Below are 18712 nucleotides of genomic sequence, written 5' to 3'. Positions count from 1 at the left end.
GGCCCTAAATAAAATTAAGCTGGATCAATATTTAAATAAACGATTGTTTTAAAATTATGAAAAGAAGTATTATTTTTTTACTGCTGATAGCTGTTTCTTTCAGTATCAGCCCTATTTGTGTAATCGGCCAAACATCAGGCCCGGCACGTAATGAAAAGCACCCGCCACAATATGGCAAACCTTTTAACCACGTCCCCGACCGTCGCGATGTAACCATTTACCAGGTAAACATGCGTGTTTTTAGTAAAGAAGGGGATTTTAAAGGTGTTGCCAAACGCTTGGATTCTATCAAAGCCTTAGGTGCCAATTTGATTTACCTGATGCCTATTTATCCGGTTGGCGTGTTAAAAAGCACCAATTCCCCTTACTGCGTAAAAGATTATTTGGGGATCAACACAGAATTCGGAACAATAAAGGATTTGCGTGCCCTGGTTGATGGTGCTCATAAAAGAAATATGGCTGTAATGCTGGACTGGGTAGGCAACCATACTTCGTTTGATAACCCCTGGATGAAAAACACGGATTGGTATAAAAGAGATTCTACCGGTAAAATCATTAGCCCAAACGGTTGGAACGACATTGCGCAGCTAAACTTTGCCAATGCCGATATGCGCGCAACCATGATCAACGATATGAAATATTGGGTATATACTGCCAATATTGACGGTTTCCGTTGTGATTATTCTGATGGCCCACCGGTTGATTTCTGGAAACAGGCGATTGATTCTTTGAAAAGCATTTCTACCCACAAATTATTGATGCTGGCAGAAGGGCAGCGTCCGGCTAATTATGCAGCAGGTTTCGATTATAATTTTGGTTTCAACTTTTTTGAAGACTTAGAAGCAGTATATAAAAAAAATAAATCGGTTCAATCCATTGATAGTTTGAATGTGGTCAATTATGTCGGTACATCAGATGGCCAGCAAACCGTAAGGTACGTTACAAACCATGATGTCAACAGTTCAGATGGAACACCTTTAGAACTGTTTGGCGACAAAAAAGGGTCAATGGCTGCGTTTGTGGTTGTTGCTTACATGAAAGGTGTTCCGATGATTTATAACGGCCAGGAAGTAGGAACGCCCTACCGGTTAAAATTTCCGTTTACCTCCGAGAAAATTAATTGGGCGACCAACCCGGATGTTACTGCTGAGTATAAAAAAATCATTGCTTTCAGAAATGCAAGCAACGCAATCAGGAGGGGAAATTTAACTTCCTATACAAATCAGGATATTTGTGCTTTTACAAAGGAAACCGGTTTAGAAAAAGTATTGGTCATTTCCAATTTAAGAAACAAAGCGGTAACATTTACTGTCCCTGCTGCCGTGGCATCCGCCTCTTGGAAAAATGCTTATACCGGCAGCAAAACAACTTTAAGCAGCACGGTCAACTTGGAGCCTTATTCCTACATCGTGTTAAAAAATTAATAAATTTTGCGGATTACGGGCAGAAAAATAAAGCAAATAAAAGCTGCAGCAATTTTACCAAGCAGGTAAACGGCGATTGTTAGGAAACATGCCTTTGTTTAAATTTATATCATAAAATTTTACAATGCTTCTTTTATGCCTGTAAATTTGGTGTATGCAGATATTTTACAGGCACAAAAAGGCAATGATTTTTATGTGGTAAAAGAAGCATGCACTTTAACCGGGCAGCCAAATGAACCATAGATGTAGCCTGAAATAAGAATTTGTGGCATAAAAAAACGCTTAAACCAATGGTTTAAGCGTTTTTAAATTTCTGAATTATTTTTAGCGGAATGGACGGGACTCGAACCATTTGTTTAATTCACTTAATATCAATAATTTATCTTTTTATAAATCAAGAGGTAACCAATTAAGTAACCGAATGATTTAGTATTTTTTGACTGATTTTGAAAGAACTATGTGCTAAAAATAGCAGATTTTTAATTGCAAATCAAATAAAAAATCAATTATTGTGCTCTTTCATCGCTACCAACGTGGTGCTTAAAAAGATTACTTTTAAAGGTACAGATTAACCAGACATAATTATTGTCATAAGACGTCTATTTTCTGTAGTTAGTTCCATTGCCTTATATTTAACTTTATGTTAAGTGGGATTTTTTTGACGCTCTAAAATTAGATACACATTAAGTGCTTTAACCCCCCTTCTGTAAAATAGTGGGGAATGTTATCTACTAGGACGAAGCTGCAGCAGGTTAAGACTGTGTAATAACCAAGATAACACAGGATTTGTACAGACTTGTTTTCTCACAATAACTCTTTAACAGATCAGTAAGACCGAGAAAAGCGGAATAATCAGGAGCAGGTTTCGATTTAAACATATTTCACTATTAAATACTTAATATAAGTAGTTTAGGAAACAGAAGTTATTATCCAATAAAGTATTCGTTAATGTTCTATTCGTCAGCCTTAGAAGCAAGGTCTATCTTAAAGGCAAGGTAAACCAGAAACTACTTCCCTTGCCGGGCGCACTATCTACACCTATCCTGCCACCATGCTTTTTAATAATCTCCGAGCTGATGTATAAGCCCAAGCCCAAGCCGGAGAACTGAATGCTGCTATAATCTGCCCGGTAGTAACGGTCAAAAAGACGGGGGATTTGGTCAACCGGAATACCGGGGCCATTGTCTTTAACACTTATTTTTGCCTCCTGGCCCAAATGTTCTATTCCGATCTCGATGGTTTTTGAGTCAGGGGCATATTTTACAGCATTATTAACCAAGTTCACGATCACCTGATCGATCTGTGATTCATCGGCCGTGACTTCCTGCTGAATATCTCCTTGTAAAATAATTTCATGGGTACCAGCGGTACGCACATGGCTGCAACAGTCATTCACCAGGTCTGCAATGGAAAACCTTGTTTTTTTCAATTGTAGCTGCCCAAGAGAAATCCGGTTGCTGTCAAGCAAATCGTTAATCAGGCCACTCAGCTTGTTCAGGCTTGTATTGGATTGGGCCAGCATTTTAGAAAACACTTCTTGCCTAGGGTTATCCTTCATTCGGTTCAATACCTGCATTGCTGCCTTTAAGCTGGTTACCGGTGTTTTAAGCTCGTGGCTTACGACATTGATGAACTCGTCCTTTTGCTGAAGTATCCTGCGCCTGTTGGTCACGTCCATGAAAGTACCAATTCCTCCGGTAATCTTACCGGTCCCCTTTTCAATAATAGGAGCTGCGTTGATCGAAACATAAAATCGTTCTTTATCCGGAGGCTGCACACCGATCTCCTGGTCAAACAAAGAAAGGCCAGTCCTCATCATAACAGCCATAGGATGCTCTTCAGGCGGAAGGGGCGAACCATCTATCCGCAGGTTCTGCCACCTGGGATCATCAAATGTTCGGTCCTTAATTTCACTATGTGTTAGGCCCAGGATCTGCTGCGCCATGTTATTCGCATAAACCATTTGCCCTGTCTGATCGATAATGCCTACACCTTCGGCCATGGTGTCCAAAATATATTGGAAACGCTGTTCGCTTGCCGTCAGTTTATCATTGCTTTGCAAAAGCTGATCATTAACCTCAACCTGCTTTTCTGAGTTTTGCAGGTTTTCCAGCCGTAACTCAATTTGCTCCATCACTACCGTAGCTAAGCCTTCCAAAACAGTCCGGTCATGGTTGTTAAATTTCCGGGACTGGGTATCAACCAGGCACACCGTACCGATCATAAATCCGTCATGGGTAACCAGAGGCGCCCCTGCATAAAAACGCAAACCAAAATCACCGCAAACAAAAGGGTTACTGGCCACGACAGGGTTTTCTAAAGCATTTTCTACGACATGTACTTCGTCTTTTAATATGGTTAAGGAACAAAAACTTTCACCACGTGAACCAGTTGTGCTTTCCATACCCACGTTAGAACCGAAATGGACTACTTCGGCATCTACTAAGGAAATCATCGCGATAGAGGTCTTAAATATTTCAGAGACAAGTTTTGCGATGCTTTTGAATGACTTTTCTGCATAGGTGCCGAGCAAGCGGTAACGGTGCAGCGCCTCAAGGCGCTGCTGCTCGTTCGCAGGAATAATATCGGTAGTAAAAGTGTTTATCATTGTATCTACTAATACCCGAGGGCAGCTAAATTCAGATAACGAAAAATAAAAAATTTTCTTTTATTACGAGGTACAAGATAGTTGAGTTTCTAAATTGATTAAAGATTTACTGTTCTGTTTAATTGGTTAAAAAACTTGTTGAACGATAACTACATTTCCAACACTGGTAATCATTGAAATACCTCCACAAAGCAACTTTAAATTTCTTTAAGAAAAATCAATTTTAACATAATCATCATTATAAGACAAAATTAAACTTTGGTTAATAAGCTATCTTCGAAGTTTAATCTTCTTTTTGATGCTATTGCAAATACTTATTGCTAAATTAAAATTCTTAAAACTCTATTTGTCGATTTCAATTACTCACCTAAAATTCTGTAGAGTTCTAAGTTGAGATAGTAATGATTGCCTTGAATGCTTCTCCGTTCAAATATGCCCATATCCACTAACTGGTTTAAATACTTTTTTGCTGTGTTTTCTGCGTATAAACCCTGTTCCACCTTGTCTGATATAAATTTGTGCAATTAAAGCGCGTATGCCATCTGTTGTTTGGTTCACCTGCTGATAGAGTAGTTTGAAATACTGTTCATCAAAGGCATCCTTATTCTTCAAATAGGAATGTCCTTGCCATAAAGCCTACCTGTATCTTAAAATTTCTTTAGGAGCACCTTGTACCTGTTCTACTTTTTGTTCACTGAATGCCTTGTATAACTCATCATCTGTTGTAAAAATATTTTCTATCGCACTTGATGCCTTTGCCTCTTGTAAACTGATGGAATTGATTAACAGACCTTGATTTGGAATAGCAATACTTCTACCTTGCAGCCGGCCTAGGGCTGCTTTTGCATTCGCTAATTGCTCATACACTTCCACTGTTTTATATAAACTGTCTTCGACTGGAAGCTCTGGCAACCCATTCCAAGGAACATTACGATCAGGATTTAACTAATTACCTGAGTTCGATTAATAATTGAGAAAAGATTTGTCAATCATTAGAAATGTAAGTATATTTAAGTATCTGACATTTAAACATTTAAATACATTTCCACATGATTGACTTCAATAAAATTAGCGATATTTTCTGTCTTGTTGATGAGTTTTGTAAAGATTTTGACAACACTACCGGACCCTTTGTCCTGGGCAGGCCTTCGAAACGTCCCCCAACCATGTCAAAAAGCGAGGTTATTTCCATTTGTATGCTTTTCCACCTAAGTGGCTTTCGTTGCTTCAAACACTTCTATATGTTTTATGTACAAAGGCACATGCAGGGCGGATTCCCCCATACGGTATCTTATAACCGGTTTGTCGAACTTAGTGGGGGCGTACTGATGCCAATGGCCATTTTCCTTAAGACCTGCCGCTTAGGCTTATGTTCGGGCATTTCATTTGTTGATTCCACGCCGATCAGGGTATGCCACAACAAGCGCATCAAAAGGAACAAAGTATTTAAAGGTATGGCAGAAGTGGGCAAGTCGACAATGGGCTGGTTTTATGGCTTTAAGCTGCATATCGTGATCAACGACCGGGGCGAAATATTAAACTTCGCCGTTACACAGGCCAATGTCGACGACAGGGAGCCACTTAAAAACGAAAGCTTTCTTAAAGCGGTGTTCGGCAAGCTGTTTGCCGACAAGGGCTACATATCAGAAAAATTGACAAACTTATTGTTTGTCAACGACATACACCTGGTCACCAACATCTGCAACAACATGAAGAACAGCCTGATGACAATGGGCGACAAAATATTGCTGCGCAAAAGGTCAGTCATTGAAACTGTAAACGATGAACTGAAGAACATTTGCCAACTTGAACATTCAAGGCATAGGTCCTTTGCCAATTTTATCTCCAATATGGTTGCCGGCCTGATAGCCTATCTTTCCTTCCCAAAAAGCCTTCTATTTCTTATCAAACAACCCCATCTAACCAAATTGTAGCTTTCTGATTAAGCGAACTCAGGTTATTAGGTTGGTTTTAAGCTTTAGCAGAATACGACCGGGAAAGCATTTTGGTAAAAGACTAGGGCCGGGCAGATCCTAGCTGCAGCAAAAGGAAAGCACATTGGCAGGCCGAAAGGGATCAACCAGGAACAGTTTGGAAAAGTAAAGAAAGCGATGGAAAGCGGGTTATCCGTAAACGAAACGGCCAACCTGAACGGTATTAGCATTTCCAGCGTAAAGCGTTACTGTAGGCTAAAACGACCGGATAAATGAAACAACGAGGCAGGCCTTTCACCGATGGTATAGAATATTATTAGATTGAATCAAGGCTTAAACAACGAAGAGATACTCTGCATGGGCAAAAACATTTTTTTAGAATCAGGAAGGCTGATAAAATCATACTTTTTGTAAAAAGCTTCGGCATTTTCATCTAAAGGGTCAACAATGATGGCCATTGATCCAATCTGTGCCTGGGAAACCTGATTGTTTCTTTTCAAGGCATCCAGTAATAATAATTCGCCTAAACCTTTTCCCCTGTATTTTTCATTAATGGCCAGCCTTCCTAATAATGATGTGGCCGGAAGGTCTGTATATGATGCAGGCATTTTTTTACGAAGGTCTTCCGGTATCATTTCCCTGTTTATACCGGCGTTAGAAAGTGTATAATAGCCGATGATCGTTGTCCCTTCTGTCATGGCAAATACTGCGCAAAGCTTTCTTTTTACGTCCTGCCCGGCCTGCTTTTGCAGGTAGTTATCCAAAAGCTGTTTACCACAGCTAAAATCTTTTTTGTTCAGATCAGAACGCAATGGCTCAATCGGATAACTCATTAGGATTTAACCTGGTCATATACCTGACGGTATCGTTCAGCTGCCTGTAACAACCTTTTGCCTGGTGCTGGCGGGTTCATAAGGGCATCGAAGAATATTTCCTTGTCCTTCTCCGAAGCCAGTAATAGCTGATGCTGTTCCACAATAGCCTTGGCTTTTTCCTGTGCGGTTGAAATGACAAAATCAGTCAGCGTGCGGTATCCCCCTAACTGTGCTGCCTGTTCAAATAGTTCTTTTTGTACCTTAGTGAGCTTGGTATCAAATCTGGTTTTTTCAATTACTGCTGACATATAATTAAATAATTTATGTAAAAATACGGAAAATTTCCGTATTTTTACATTATAAAGGTTTAACCTAAAATTTTTTTATTTAGTTTCATTAGCATTGGGAACGTCTTTGGTTTTTTATTAGAAAGACATTGTCAAAAACACAAATTATAGGTTGATTAATGAAATGAGTTTACGTGAATTAGCTTAAACCAAAATTTATAGGGAAAAGAGGCAATGTTCGATATTTTTCTTTTTGCTGATTTAGATCCTAAATTTCACATCATTTAACAGTCGATATTTGATAGTTAGCAATTTAAAGATGGTCTTACCCGAATTTTCAATTTTATGATGCAACTCAAGTATTACCATAATTGATTTTTTATTCAAAAGAAAAGGCGGGTTATATTAGACTTCAAAGGAGGTGCGACAAATTCTGAACATCAGCTACAGGTAGTAGATAAGAAACCGTATCAAAAATTGATTTATAACCTTACTTTATTTAGTTAACCTTAAGTGTTTTCTATCAAAACGGATGATAATCAAATAACAGTTGTTTTTCTCTTGTTTATCTCTAAATTGCTTCAGCATAAACTTTTAGGAAAATGAAGTGCCCTTTAAATACTGTGTATCTACTGCTGCTTTTTTGCTTTCATGGATTTGCACAAAGTGAAGATAAGCCGGACGCGTATAATCGCAAAGAGGTAATGATACCGATGCGTGACAGCATAAAACTGCACACGCTAATTTTTATTCCCAAACAGCAAAAAGAAAAGCTTCCCTTTTTAATGGAAAGGACGCCTTATGGAGTCAGCAGGATTCCACGTCCTGAAAATTTTGAGTACATCAAAGACATGGCAGATGAAGGCTACATTTTTGTATATCAGGATATACGGGGAAAGTATGAATCTGGTGGTACTTATGAAGAGCTTCGGGCAAGCCGTAATATAGCAGACGGCAAAGCTATAGATGAAAGCAGCGATACCAATGACACGGTTGATTGGCTGCTGAAGAATATTCCCCATAATAACGGGAAAGTGGGGTTATACGGTATTTCTTATGATGGTTGGACTGCAATTATAGCGGCAACTGATCCGCACCCGGCAATTAAAGCAGTGTCTGAACAGGCTACACCATCAGATATGTTTCTAAACGATGATTTTCATCATAATGGCGCTTTTCGTTTAAGTTATGGTTTTGAATATGCTTTTTTAACGGAGAGTACTAAAACTGATTCCCTTTACCAGTTTAGCAAATACGATACCTATGACTGGTATTTGGATTTAGGCCCTTTATCTAATGTAAATGAAAAATATTTTCACGGCACACTCCCAAGTTGGAACAGTTTTGTATCTCACCCGAATAATGATATTTTCTGGCAAAAGCAGGCATTACCTTCCCGGTTAGATCATCCCCGTGTACCTATCCAGCATGTCAGCGGTTGGTGGGACCAGGAAGATATGGTGGGGCCGCAAGCCACTTACCAGGCTTTAGAAAAGCGGGACAAGGACAACCAAAACTTTATTGTTATCGGTCCATGGAACCATGGCGGTTGGGCATCCGGAAAGGGTGACAGTCTTGGTAATATTAACTTTGATCTACCTACGGGAAGTTATTTTCGCAAAGAAATACAGGCGAAGTGGTTCGCGTATTTTTTAAAAGGTAAAGGGGACGGTAAGTTTGCTAACGCCATTACTTTTCAAACCGGATCTAACCAGTGGAAGAATTATACAGCATGGCCACCGAAAGAAGCAGCAACCAGGAATCTATATTTCCATGCTGATGGTAAGCTTTCTTTTGATAAACCTTCAGCAGGCGAACCCAAGGCATTTAGCAGCTATGTTTCCGATCCTTCAAAACCTGTTCCTTACCGAAGCAGGCCCATTGAAGAAACTTACGGCCCCGGTTCTCGCTGGTATAACTGGCTGACCGAAGACCAGCGCTTTGTAGATAATCGGCCGGATGTGCTCAGCTGGGAAACCGATACCCTGACCAGTGACATCACTGTTACAGGAAATATTGCAGCTCGTCTGTTTGCCTCCACTACAGGCAGTGATGCCGACTGGGTAGTAAAACTGATCGATGTTTATCCTGATTACTATCCAAAAGAGCCGAAAATGTCTGGCTACGAGCTGATGATTGCGGATGATGTTTTTCGCGGCCGTTTTCGCAATAGCTTTTCCAGGCCCGAAGCAATAACTCCTGGCAAAGTAGAAGCCTATGCGATTGATTTACATGGCGCAGATCACGTATTTAAGAAAGGCCACCGGATCATGGTACAAGTACAAAGTTCCTGGTTCCCAGTGATTGATCGTAACCCGCAGAAGTACGTTCCTAATATTTTCGAGGCTAAAGAAACAGATTACCAGGCAGCAACGCAGCAGGTTTATCATTCATTGGGTTTTGCTTCGTCTATTGCCTTGCCTCTAACAAGGTAAATGACTGCTTTCTGACAGAACGTCTATTGTTTCTACCCATATATCGAAACTTTAATCAATTGAAAAAGTAGAAATTGATTAATATTCTCCGATACTACCTCTACAATCAGGTGTAACCCCTCCTTAAAACCAAACAGATAAATTTGCGAAAATTATCAGAAAAGGAAGGTTAGTGATAAAATATTTTATCAAAATTCCGCCGAATTATGGAAAGGTATAAATATAATTCTACCTACTCATAAAAGTTCCTATTGACCCAAAACCATTCAACTTAGTTAGCAATAATTGATATCCTTAATTTTAATTTCTTAACTCAATGTTTACTGTTAACAAAAGCATTTGACTTTTATTGGATAATTTTAAAACTTACTTCTAAGCGGGTACCTTTTCCCGGTACAGAATCAATTTGAAATTTTCCTTTCTGTTCGCTAGCCCTGGCCTGCATGTTTTTAAGACCATTCCCTTTGAAGATATTTTGCGTATCAAATCCTTGGCCGTCATCCTGTACAACTAATTTTAAATGCCTTTTTTCGATGGTCAGCTCTATATGTACCAAATGACCGCAGGCATATTTTGCAATATTGTTAATGGCCTCCTTCGCAATCAAAAACAAATCCCTTCGCTGCTGCATATCCAGCTTAATCCGGTTAATTTGAGGAGCGCATTTGAAGTCTATTTTATAACCCTTAACTTCTAACAGCTCCGTAGCATGTTCCCGGATGTGGCTAATGGTATGCTCCAAAGCATCGTTACTGGTTTGGGTGCTCCAGATGATATCGCTCATCGCTTCCATGGTGGCCTGGGTGTTTGCACTAATCTTTTTAAGCAGTGCATCAGGACTCGTTTGTGATCCAAGCTGCTGACGGGCAACTTTTGAGTATATGGAAATAGCGCTCAGGGAAGAGCCAATCTCGTCGTGCAAGTCCTTTGCGATATGATTGCGCACGCGCTGAACCTTTAGCGCCTGTCTCAGCTGATACCTGTAAAAATAATAAATCAAACCCAGCGTGAACAAACAAACAGCTATCCGAAATAGCAGGGTCTGATACCATAACGGTGTAATGGTAATTATCAACGCCGTTTTATATTTTCCCCATATTCCTTCCGTATTGCTTCCTTCAACAATAAACTTATACTGCCCGGGATCCAGGTTCGTATAGGTTGCCTCCCGGGCCGTTTGCGAAAAGTTCCAACTTTTATCAAAACCCTCAAGCAGATAACGATATTTTACGGATTCTTGCTTCCTGTAATCCATCGCTGCATACTGGATCGTAAAGACATTCTGCCCGGAACTAAAAGCTATATTCTTACTATAAGAGATGTCTGTAGAAAGGGGTGACCCTTGGTCTCTTGGTGTGAGCGATTTGTCAAACAACCGGAAATCAGTTATTTGTACCTGCGGCGCACTTAGCTCTTTGATATCGCGAGGATTAAAGTAGTTGATGCCTTGCATCCCGCCAAAAATGAGTGTTCCGTCTTTTAGTTTTGCATAAGCGTATCTGTTAAACTCATTGCTTTGCAGACCGTCTCCCACGGTAAAGTTTCGGAACAATTTATTTACAAGATTAAATCTGGATAAACCTTTGTTGGTACTCAACCACAGGTTACCATCGCTATCTGCTAATATACCATAAACTACATTGTTAGGCAGGCCATTAGCAGTAGTATAACTGATAAATTTTCCTGTGAGTTTATCCAGGCAGTTTAGTCCGCCGCCTTTTGTTCCGGCCCACAAGAATCTTTCCGGCTTTACAGGATCGTTACAAAGCGCATAAACGACATCAAAGTTCAAGCTAGCCGGATCACCTGTCTGGTGGTGGTAGTAAGTAAACTTTTCTGTAATAGGATTAAAATCAAGTAACCCTTTAGCTGTTCCCGTCCAAGTGTGGCCCCTTTGATCTAAAATCATGGCGTGAACGAATTCAAACGGTTCTTTACCTGCTGAAACCGGGTAAGGAAACCCCTTTGCCCGGCCATCAGGTAGTATTTTGATCAGTCCGATCTCTCCAGCAATCCAGGTATTGTTTTTGGTGTCTTTTCTAACAGGTGACCATTTATCACAATACATTTTTGAAAAAATACGAGCGTTATTTACTTTCAGATTACCAGGAAACAGGGAAGTATAATAGGTATAAATCGTAGGTTTTTTATTTAACAAGTTCAATGTTTGGACACGGTTGAATGTTTTGACTCCAGATAAATGTCCTTGAGCAAAATTTAAGCCCATAGAGCCTAAGCCTAACTTTTGATCTATGAACACTTCGTTTCTTTCGCCTAAAAAAATCCAGTAAACGATCTGACCTGGTAATGAATGATGAAATAACTCAATATCAGGCTGATATTTCAGTACCCCTAGCCCGCCCGTACCGATCCAGATGACGCCTGTACGGTCCTGTAAAAAGCAGGTGATGTTTTTAAGTATAGGAATCAGGGAAAGGTCACTTGGTTCAATTCGCTCTGCTACAAATCCAGGAAGCGGGATTCGAAGTAACTGCTCCTGTGCTCTAATCCAAAGCCTATGCCGGCGGTCTATTAACCAGTTCTGTATACTATGGGAACAGCTTCCAATTTTCTGGAAAGAATTCCAGTTATAGCCCCGACTCATTAGTACGTCTTGGCCTACCTGCAAGAGATAACAATGCGCCAGCGTGTCTTCTAATATATTTATATCTTTTTTGACATCACTAATAAGCTTTAGAAAATGATAGCGTTCTTCCAAGTAAAATTTCTCCGGTTTTATAGCCGTTTCAACAAGCTGATAGATCCTGTTAGATGAAAGAATAAATATCTTCCCCTCGCGGTCAATTAAAACTTTTTTTCGATTAAATAATTCTGGTGGTGTCTTTGTAAGAATATAGGTAAACCTCACAATTGGACTTTTCCTTAATGGTTGATTTGGCGGGCCACTAGCATTTGTTTCTACCGTTACCCGGTATATCCCTAAAGCGGAACTTAACCAGAGGTGCCCTGTTTTATCTTCTGTAATATTATAAATTTCATTAGCGTAAGCACTTTGTTTCCCCAGGTTAGGATAGTGAAAAAAAGTTTGGCTTTTTCTGTCAAACAGCTCCAGGCCCTGGTTTCGCGTGGCAACCCACAACCTTTCCTGCGAATCTTCAAAAACGAAAGTAAGCTCATCATCGGCCAGTGAAGCCGGGTCATTGGTGTCATGATGAAAAACAGTGAAACTGTAGCCGTCATACCTGTTTAACCCATCGTTGGTTGAAAACCACAGGAAACCCTTTTTGTCCTGGATGATATTTTTAATATAACCTTGTGATAGCCCGTTATTAATGTCAAGTGTGCTAAAGGGTAGCCTGGTTGTTACCTGGGCGTGCAGCTTCAGTACAAAAAGCCAGCTCAGGCAGATTAGCTTACATCTTTTAAGCAAACTGCTTTTAGTCATTTGTTCTTACAAATTCATTTTGGATTGCTTTGCTAAGCTAATTATTCCTGCTAGAATATCTTTAAAGAAATTTTCTTAATCTCGGGCTCTAATTAATTGCAGCTGATAATTACTGATGCTTCTTTTATGCCATTAAAATTCGTTTATAAAATTAATGCTTGTAGAACAGATACAACTGATTACAAAATTTTAGGCGGTAAAAGAAGCATGCAGAAACGATAAACTTTTTAAGCTTTTACAACAAGCTATATAATTCTTTGATCGATGGCCTGTTTCCAAATAATAAATCAGCTTATGGGTTCAACTTTGTGAGGAACCGTTTTGGTAACGATGCCTATACCGTAGCCAATGCAAACTATGCTTACCACCTCGACCTCTCGCAAGACCTTACGCTTTCATCAGGTGTAGGTTTGGGCTTTCAGCAGTTTAATATTGATCTGCTGAACCTGCAGACCGTTACCCCGAACGACCCAGTATCCTCCAACAACGTTTACAGTTCTAAGGCCGATGCCCATGCAGGCCTGCGAATGCTTTACAAATCCAAATACTACGCCGGGCTTTCCTTTGACAACCTGTTATCGGTTTATACCACAAGGAATGATTACGAGAACAACGTACCGCAGATGTTTCGCAAAATCATCATGTACGCGATCGCCGGAGCCAATGTAGATTTTCCGAGCAACGTTAACCTCAAATCGTCCCTGCTGCTGATGAAGTCTTTCGGAGGACTAACTGCAATTGAGTTTAGTGCCATGTTCGAGATGATGCATTCCCTTTCCCTGGGAGCTTCTTTCCGGCAAAACATTTCCTATTTCACCTCTAATACGGCTAGCCGGGACTACCTGTACCAGTCAATCCTTCGACCAATGGTTCAGTACAATATATCCAAAAAAAACAACCTTCGTTTAGGGTATTGCTACAGCTTTAATGCCGGTACAACCAATAATTTGAACCGGGGCAGTAATGACTTTTCGATCCTTTATAATATCCCTGGTAAAAGCAGTATCCAGTAGAAATCATTTTATGCCTTGCAACATGAAGCAACAAATAAATAGACCACCTGATATTTTAGAGAAAAAAAGTACAAAACCGTTGCTGAAAACGAAAGGGTTCTCAACGCTGCACCTGGAAATTTTTGAGCAGATTCTCCTGACCCACCAAACCAACAGGGTTTTGAATCTGAAATATGGTTATTCATTAATTTCCCATCAGGTAGTAGATCATTCCAGGAAAGTAATGCACAAGCTACTCAGTTTAGAAAATCTTAAGAAATCAGATCATTCAGAACAGATCATTTATCCAAGACGGCATCGCTTTTGGTGGAAAAAGTTACTGGATAAACACAAAAAAATTCTAATCAACAAAGCTGTTACACCAACGTTTTATGAGCAAAAAACAGTTTACCACAACTCCTTATATTAAGTCTAAATTATCAACTAATGATTATATTAAATTTTTAGAATTCAAAAGCATGAAAAACTCTTTTAAAGCTATAAGCTATTTACTGTTGTGCCTATTTTCGTTTGCAGGATGTAAAAAAGATGTGACTAATAAGATTCCTGACCTATCGGATGGGAAGAATTTTTTTGTTTCCGCTACACCTGCCGGAAGCTTTACCAAGCTTGAGTTGCAGGCTGCTGCCGCACTAAACGGGTTTGGAAATTATGCTCCTCTTCTACAGTACGATGTAGATTATTATAAAATCATCTATAATACGACCTACAACGGGAACACGGTGCAGGCATCAGGTTTATTAGGCATTCCTAAAAAAATGACTACTACGCCTGCTTTACTGAGCGCCCAACACGGAACGATGTTCCGGAATTCAGATGCGCCTTCTAATTTCCCGATCGGGTTTACCGGCTTTGAGCTGTTTGCCTCAACGGGCTTCGTGACCCTGGTTCCTGACTTTATTGGTTACGGCATTTCCAAGGATATTGCGCATCCTTATTATGATATGCAGTCTTCCGGCTTAGCAGTTGTGGATATGATTAAAGCGGGTAAATACTACTTGCAGTCACAAAACAAGGCCGTTAATGACAAGCTGTTTTTACTGGGATATTCTGAAGGCGGGTACGTTACCATGGCAGCGCAAAAAGAGATAGAAACCAATAAAGCACATAAATTAACGCTTACAGCAGCAGCCGAGGGAGCAGGCGGCTATGATTTGGCGGGCATGGTAGCTAAAGTTGCAACGGTAACTACTTACCCGGACCCTTCTTTCTTTGCCTTGTTCATCCGGTCTTATAATATCACTTACGGCTTTAACCGCCCGTATACGGATTATTTCATGCCGGTTTATGCGGCCAAAATACCCGGACTGCTTGATGGTACCAAAACCAATGCACAGATCAACCCGCAACTGAACACTTCGCCTGCTGCATTATTAAACACGGCTTTCTATAACAATTTAAGTAGCCCTACGGGAGAAACCGCTTTTAAAGCAAAAATTGCTTTGAACAGTTTCCCGGACTGGTACCCGGTTAGCCCTACCCGCATGTATCACGGAACAGCAGACGAAGCGGTGTTCTTTGAGACTTCGCAAACGACTTACAACAAGTTTATTGCGGCAGGTTCTAAGCAATTAACATTAACGCCCATTCCTGGTGGTACGCATGAAACCAGCGTTGGGCCGATGATGCTTGATGCCCTGCCCTGGCTCAAATCTATGGCGCAATAAAATTGGAACATGTTATTTAATAACGTTTCATAGTTAAGAGCCTGTTTAAAATTTAATCAGTTTATTTTCCATGCTTCTTTTACCGGACAAAAATCATCGGTTTACGATGCTTCTTTTATCACCTAAAATATTGAAAATTATATAATTTCATATAGGTATTGATTGTAAAAACAAAAATTACAGTCATAAAAGAAGCATTATCAATTTCAATGATAAAACTTAAACAGGTGCTAATTTAAAAACAATAAAACCGATTTATTTATGGAAAAAAATTACTCATTATCGCCCGGGCCTGTAGCCCAGGCAGATCGTATCAAGACTATTGATGTATTGCGGGGCGTTGCCTTGCTTGGAATTCTGATGATGAATATCCCGGGCTTTGCGATGCCGGAGCATTTTACAGAAAGTTTTCATCAAGACTTGCATAGTCCGAACTTTTGGACCCATGCTGTGATTACCGTTTTTTTTGAAGGAAAAATGCGTGCACTGTTTTCCATGATTTTTGGTGCAGGAATTTTACTTTTTATTATGAGGAAAGAGCAAGCAGGCTACCCGTTTAAATTTCTGTTTTTTAGCAGAATGGGCTGGATGGTATTATTTGGGCTTATACACGCGCATATTTTACTGTGGGTAGGAGATATTTTATATTTCTACGGGCTGATTGGTATGCTGGCTTTCTTTTTTCGCAAAATGAAAGCTAAATATCTGGTAATTGGTGTGCTGTTGATGGCTGTGGCTGATGATGTGTCTTACACGATGTTTTATCAGAATTTGCGAAATCAACGTCTCAATTACATGGCGGCAGAAAATGTACAGAAACAACACAAGCCTTTAAACATTAAACAATCCAAAGACATTAAAAGCTGGCTTGAAACCGAAAGAGAATTTATGCCCAATAAAGCACAAGTAGCTGAGCATATAAAAATGATGAAATCTGGTTATGGTGGAGTTGCCAAACGTATTAACCCTATAACCTGGGATTATGAAATTAAGTACTTATATCTTTCAGCAGGAGATGTGCTTGCCCTGATGCTATTAGGCATGGCTCTATATAAATGGAAATTTTTTACCGGAGAGTGGTCTCAAAAAGAATATATACGTACTGCTTTGATTGGTTACGGATTTGGTTTGCCATTAGTAATATACAGTTACAGCCAATCCTATCAAGTTCCATCCGGTAGCGCAGCTTTCATGACTTACCTCGAAACTCATCCAATTAGATGGTCTGAACTTATTTATCCTTTCCAGCGCATTCTTTTGGTAATGGCACATGCCAGTATGATTATGCTGATTTTAAAAGCAGGAATCTGGAAAGGTTTTACGGCTCGTTTAGCTGCCGTTGGGCAGATGGCTTTTACCAACTACATTATGCAAACTGTATTTTGCACTTTGTTTTTCTTCGGCTACGGATTAAATTATTTTGCAGAACTGCAATACTATCAGTTGTATTTTGTTGTAGCAGCCATCTGGATGATCCAATTAATTATTAGTCCGCTCTGGCTTAAATATTTTCTTTTCGGCCCGTTGGAATGGTTTTGGCGTAGTTTAACTTACTGGCGACGGCAACCTATGCAGCGTGATTAACTATGTGTCGTCTGTAACCCCTCCTTGAAACCAGACTGTTAAATAAAGCGAAAATAATCAAAAAAGGAACGTGGCTGTTGCACAACTTGAATAAAGGGCAAGTTTTTCTTTCATTTAAATAGCAGAATGCGTAAATTAAGGGCATGCAAGGCAGAAAGGACTATACCGAAAAGCTGTTTATGAGCTTTCAGTTATTGGACCGCGTTCCGAAGGTAAACTTTTATCGCAGACTTCGCGAAACGCTCGATCTAAGTTTTTATACAAAGACACTAAAGAACTTTATGGCAAGACGGGCAATCGTCGATTGATCCCGTAGTTTTCTTTAAACTGCTGCTAACTGGGTATTTGGAGAACATTACTTCTGACCGCAAGCTGGTGGAGCACTGCTCGATGCATATGGATGTGCTGTACTTTTTAGGTTTTGATATCAATGAAGAGCTGCCCTGGCATTCGACCATCAGCAGGACAAGGCAACTCTATCCGATTGCTTTATTCGAGGTTTTATTTAATAAAGTGTTTGCGCAGTGTGTGAATTCCAGTATGGTATTAGGCCATATGCAGGCAGTAGATTTTGCACCTGTTAAAGCAAACGCTTCCATGGAAAGCCTTGTTCTAAAAGTACCCGTGAATTCGGTAGAAAACCATTTGCAAAAAGTAGAGGAAGAGAACCAGGAACCGAAAAAGAAGAATGGTCCTCCGCCTAGGGAATCCTATATCAGTGCACCTAACTACCAGTTAAGAAAGCTAAAGAAACACCAGCAGAAATTGCCCAGATAGTCCGAAAGGCCCTCCAGGGCCTGTTCACGAAAAAGCGCAGCTGCTGAGTAATAAAACGCATTACAGCCCACACGATCCGGATGCCCGCATATCGGTAAAACCAGGCAAAGCAAGGAAAATGAACTACCGGTGCAGCATGGCAGTAGATACTGCTGAAGGTGTGATCAGTCATGTGCAGGCAGATTTTGCAGACGGCAGGGACAGCCAGTATTTACCTGAAATTACCCGTCAGCTACAAAGCCGCTTAAAAGAAAACGAACTCCGGATGAATGATTTGTTAGCCGATACTGGCTACTCAAACGGCTCCAACTATAGCTTTCTGGAACAAAAAGGCATTACCGGACGGATTCCCGCATTTGAAATGTACAAACCTGTTTCATCTGAATTTACTTATAATCCGGAAAAAGACGAATATATCTGCCCGGCAGGCAAACCAGTTCCATTCAAAAAATTTGATCATACGGACGACGGCAGACTATTAAAGCAATACTGGACAGCATCGAAAGACTGCAAACACTGCCCGTTAAAATCCAGCTGTATACCGGATATACATTATAAAAGAATCATTCGAACGCCTTACGACGAGCAGTATCAAAAAGCTCATGACAGGCAGCAAAGCAAAAGAGGCTGGCAAATGAAAAAGCTAAGGCAAAGTACGGTGGAACCGGTCTTTGGCAGCCTGATCTATTATTACGGACTAAGTAAAATAGGCGTACTCGGCAAAGCCGGTGCCTACAAAGTCATGCTCATAGCAGCAATTGC

At 40.2% G+C, this 18712-nt stretch carries 14 protein-coding genes and 1 pseudogene; 9 read left to right on the top strand and 6 right to left on the bottom strand.

Features of this window, described 5'->3' with window-relative positions; genetic code table 11:
• Window positions 1-56 precede the first annotated feature (56 nt).
• Window positions 57-1424: an alpha-amylase family glycosyl hydrolase gene (locus Q0192_RS03170; protein WP_299285955.1), complete on the top strand. Its 1368-nt coding sequence runs from the start codon at window positions 57-59 to the stop codon at window positions 1422-1424.
• A gap of 979 nt (window positions 1425-2403) precedes the next feature.
• On the opposite strand, the gene Q0192_RS03165 is transcribed toward Q0192_RS03170, so the two are convergent.
• The 3 genes from Q0192_RS03165 to Q0192_RS03155 form a co-directional block, all read right to left on the bottom strand.
• The gene (locus Q0192_RS03165; protein ID WP_299285953.1) at window positions 2404-4032 is read right to left on the bottom strand and encodes an ATP-binding protein; all 1629 of its coding nucleotides are present in this window, start codon (window positions 4030-4032) and stop codon (window positions 2404-2406) included.
• 426 nt (window positions 4033-4458) lie between these two features.
• Window positions 4459-4590, bottom strand: coding sequence for a hypothetical protein (locus Q0192_RS03160; protein ID WP_299285951.1), 132 nt, complete (start codon window positions 4588-4590; stop codon window positions 4459-4461).
• Window positions 4591-4668: 78 nt separating this feature from the next.
• Window positions 4669-4944: a Fic/DOC family N-terminal domain-containing protein gene (locus tag Q0192_RS03155; protein WP_299285949.1), complete on the bottom strand. Its 276-nt coding sequence runs from the start codon at window positions 4942-4944 to the stop codon at window positions 4669-4671.
• A gap of 137 nt (window positions 4945-5081) precedes the next feature.
• Here Q0192_RS03155 and Q0192_RS03150 point away from each other — a divergent pair.
• Window positions 5082-5974 (top strand): annotated as a pseudogene (locus Q0192_RS03150) (IS982 family transposase).
• Window positions 5975-6292: 318 nt separating this feature from the next.
• Here Q0192_RS03150 and Q0192_RS03145 read toward each other — a convergent pair.
• Together Q0192_RS03145 and Q0192_RS03140 are read right to left on the bottom strand one after the other, a co-directional pair.
• A complete protein-coding gene (locus Q0192_RS03145) occupies window positions 6293-6799 on the bottom strand; it encodes a GNAT family N-acetyltransferase (protein WP_299285947.1) in 507 nt (168 codons plus the stop codon).
• A complete protein-coding gene (locus tag Q0192_RS03140) occupies window positions 6799-7089 on the bottom strand; it encodes a DUF1778 domain-containing protein (protein ID WP_299285945.1) in 291 nt (96 codons plus the stop codon). Before Q0192_RS03140 ends, Q0192_RS03145 begins: the two co-directional genes overlap by 1 nt.
• Window positions 7090-7670: 581 nt before the next feature.
• Between Q0192_RS03140 and Q0192_RS03135 the strand changes: the two genes are divergently transcribed.
• Entirely contained in the window at window positions 7671-9503 is a 1833-nt protein-coding gene (locus tag Q0192_RS03135) for a CocE/NonD family hydrolase (RefSeq protein WP_299285943.1), read from the top strand.
• A gap of 346 nt (window positions 9504-9849) precedes the next feature.
• On the opposite strand, the gene Q0192_RS03130 is transcribed toward Q0192_RS03135, so the two are convergent.
• Window positions 9850-12909, bottom strand: a complete 3060-nt coding sequence (locus Q0192_RS03130; protein WP_299285941.1) for a sensor histidine kinase — start codon at window positions 12907-12909, stop codon at window positions 9850-9852.
• Between the two features lie 257 nt (window positions 12910-13166).
• Between Q0192_RS03130 and Q0192_RS03125 the strand changes: the two genes are divergently transcribed.
• From Q0192_RS03125 to Q0192_RS03100, 6 genes are all read left to right on the top strand, one after another.
• Window positions 13167-13922 carry a PorP/SprF family type IX secretion system membrane protein gene (locus Q0192_RS03125; protein WP_299285939.1) on the top strand — a complete coding sequence of 252 codons (756 nt, stop codon included), beginning with the start codon at window positions 13167-13169 and terminating at the stop codon, window positions 13920-13922.
• Window positions 13923-13944: 22 nt separating this feature from the next.
• Entirely contained in the window at window positions 13945-14331 is a 387-nt protein-coding gene (locus Q0192_RS03120; protein WP_299285936.1) for a hypothetical protein, read from the top strand.
• A 121-nt stretch (window positions 14332-14452) separates the two neighbouring features.
• Window positions 14453-15589, top strand: a complete 1137-nt coding sequence (locus Q0192_RS03115; RefSeq protein WP_299285934.1) for a lipase family protein — start codon at window positions 14453-14455, stop codon at window positions 15587-15589.
• A 261-nt stretch (window positions 15590-15850) separates the two neighbouring features.
• Complete coding sequence (locus Q0192_RS03110) at window positions 15851-17173, top strand: DUF418 domain-containing protein (RefSeq protein ID WP_299285932.1); 1323 nt, start codon at window positions 15851-15853, stop codon at window positions 17171-17173.
• Between the two features lie 303 nt (window positions 17174-17476).
• Complete coding sequence (locus Q0192_RS03105; RefSeq protein WP_299286054.1) at window positions 17477-17950, top strand: transposase; 474 nt, start codon at window positions 17477-17479, stop codon at window positions 17948-17950.
• Between the two features lie 136 nt (window positions 17951-18086).
• Window positions 18087-18712, top strand: a 626-nt coding sequence (locus Q0192_RS03100; RefSeq protein ID WP_299285930.1) for a transposase, incomplete at its 3' end; no start/stop codon positions are given.

The organism is uncultured Mucilaginibacter sp., assembly GCF_937859865.1.
Lineage (GTDB): Bacteria > Bacteroidota > Bacteroidia > Sphingobacteriales > Sphingobacteriaceae > Mucilaginibacter_A.
Note: the sequence above shows the minus strand (reverse complement) of the source record. Positions and strands in the feature narration are given on the sequence as shown.

Excerpts from the sequence above, each read along its gene's own strand:
- Q0192_RS03135 (WP_299285943.1), top strand. The coding sequence starts at position 7,671 with ATGAAGTGCCCTTTAAATACTGTGTATCTACTGCTGCTTTTTTGCTTT.
- Q0192_RS03145 (WP_299285947.1), bottom strand. The coding sequence starts at position 6,799 with ATGAGTTATCCGATTGAGCCATTGCGTTCTGATCTGAACAAAAAAGAT.
- Q0192_RS03130 (WP_299285941.1), bottom strand. The coding sequence starts at position 12,909 with ATGACTAAAAGCAGTTTGCTTAAAAGATGTAAGCTAATCTGCCTGAGC.
- Q0192_RS03120 (WP_299285936.1), top strand. The coding sequence starts at position 13,945 with ATGAAGCAACAAATAAATAGACCACCTGATATTTTAGAGAAAAAAAGT.
- Q0192_RS03110 (WP_299285932.1), top strand. The coding sequence starts at position 15,851 with ATGGAAAAAAATTACTCATTATCGCCCGGGCCTGTAGCCCAGGCAGAT.
- Q0192_RS03170 (WP_299285955.1), top strand. The coding sequence starts at position 57 with ATGAAAAGAAGTATTATTTTTTTACTGCTGATAGCTGTTTCTTTCAGT.
- Q0192_RS03165 (WP_299285953.1), bottom strand. The coding sequence starts at position 4,032 with ATGATAAACACTTTTACTACCGATATTATTCCTGCGAACGAGCAGCAG.
- Q0192_RS03140 (WP_299285945.1), bottom strand. The coding sequence starts at position 7,089 with ATGTCAGCAGTAATTGAAAAAACCAGATTTGATACCAAGCTCACTAAG.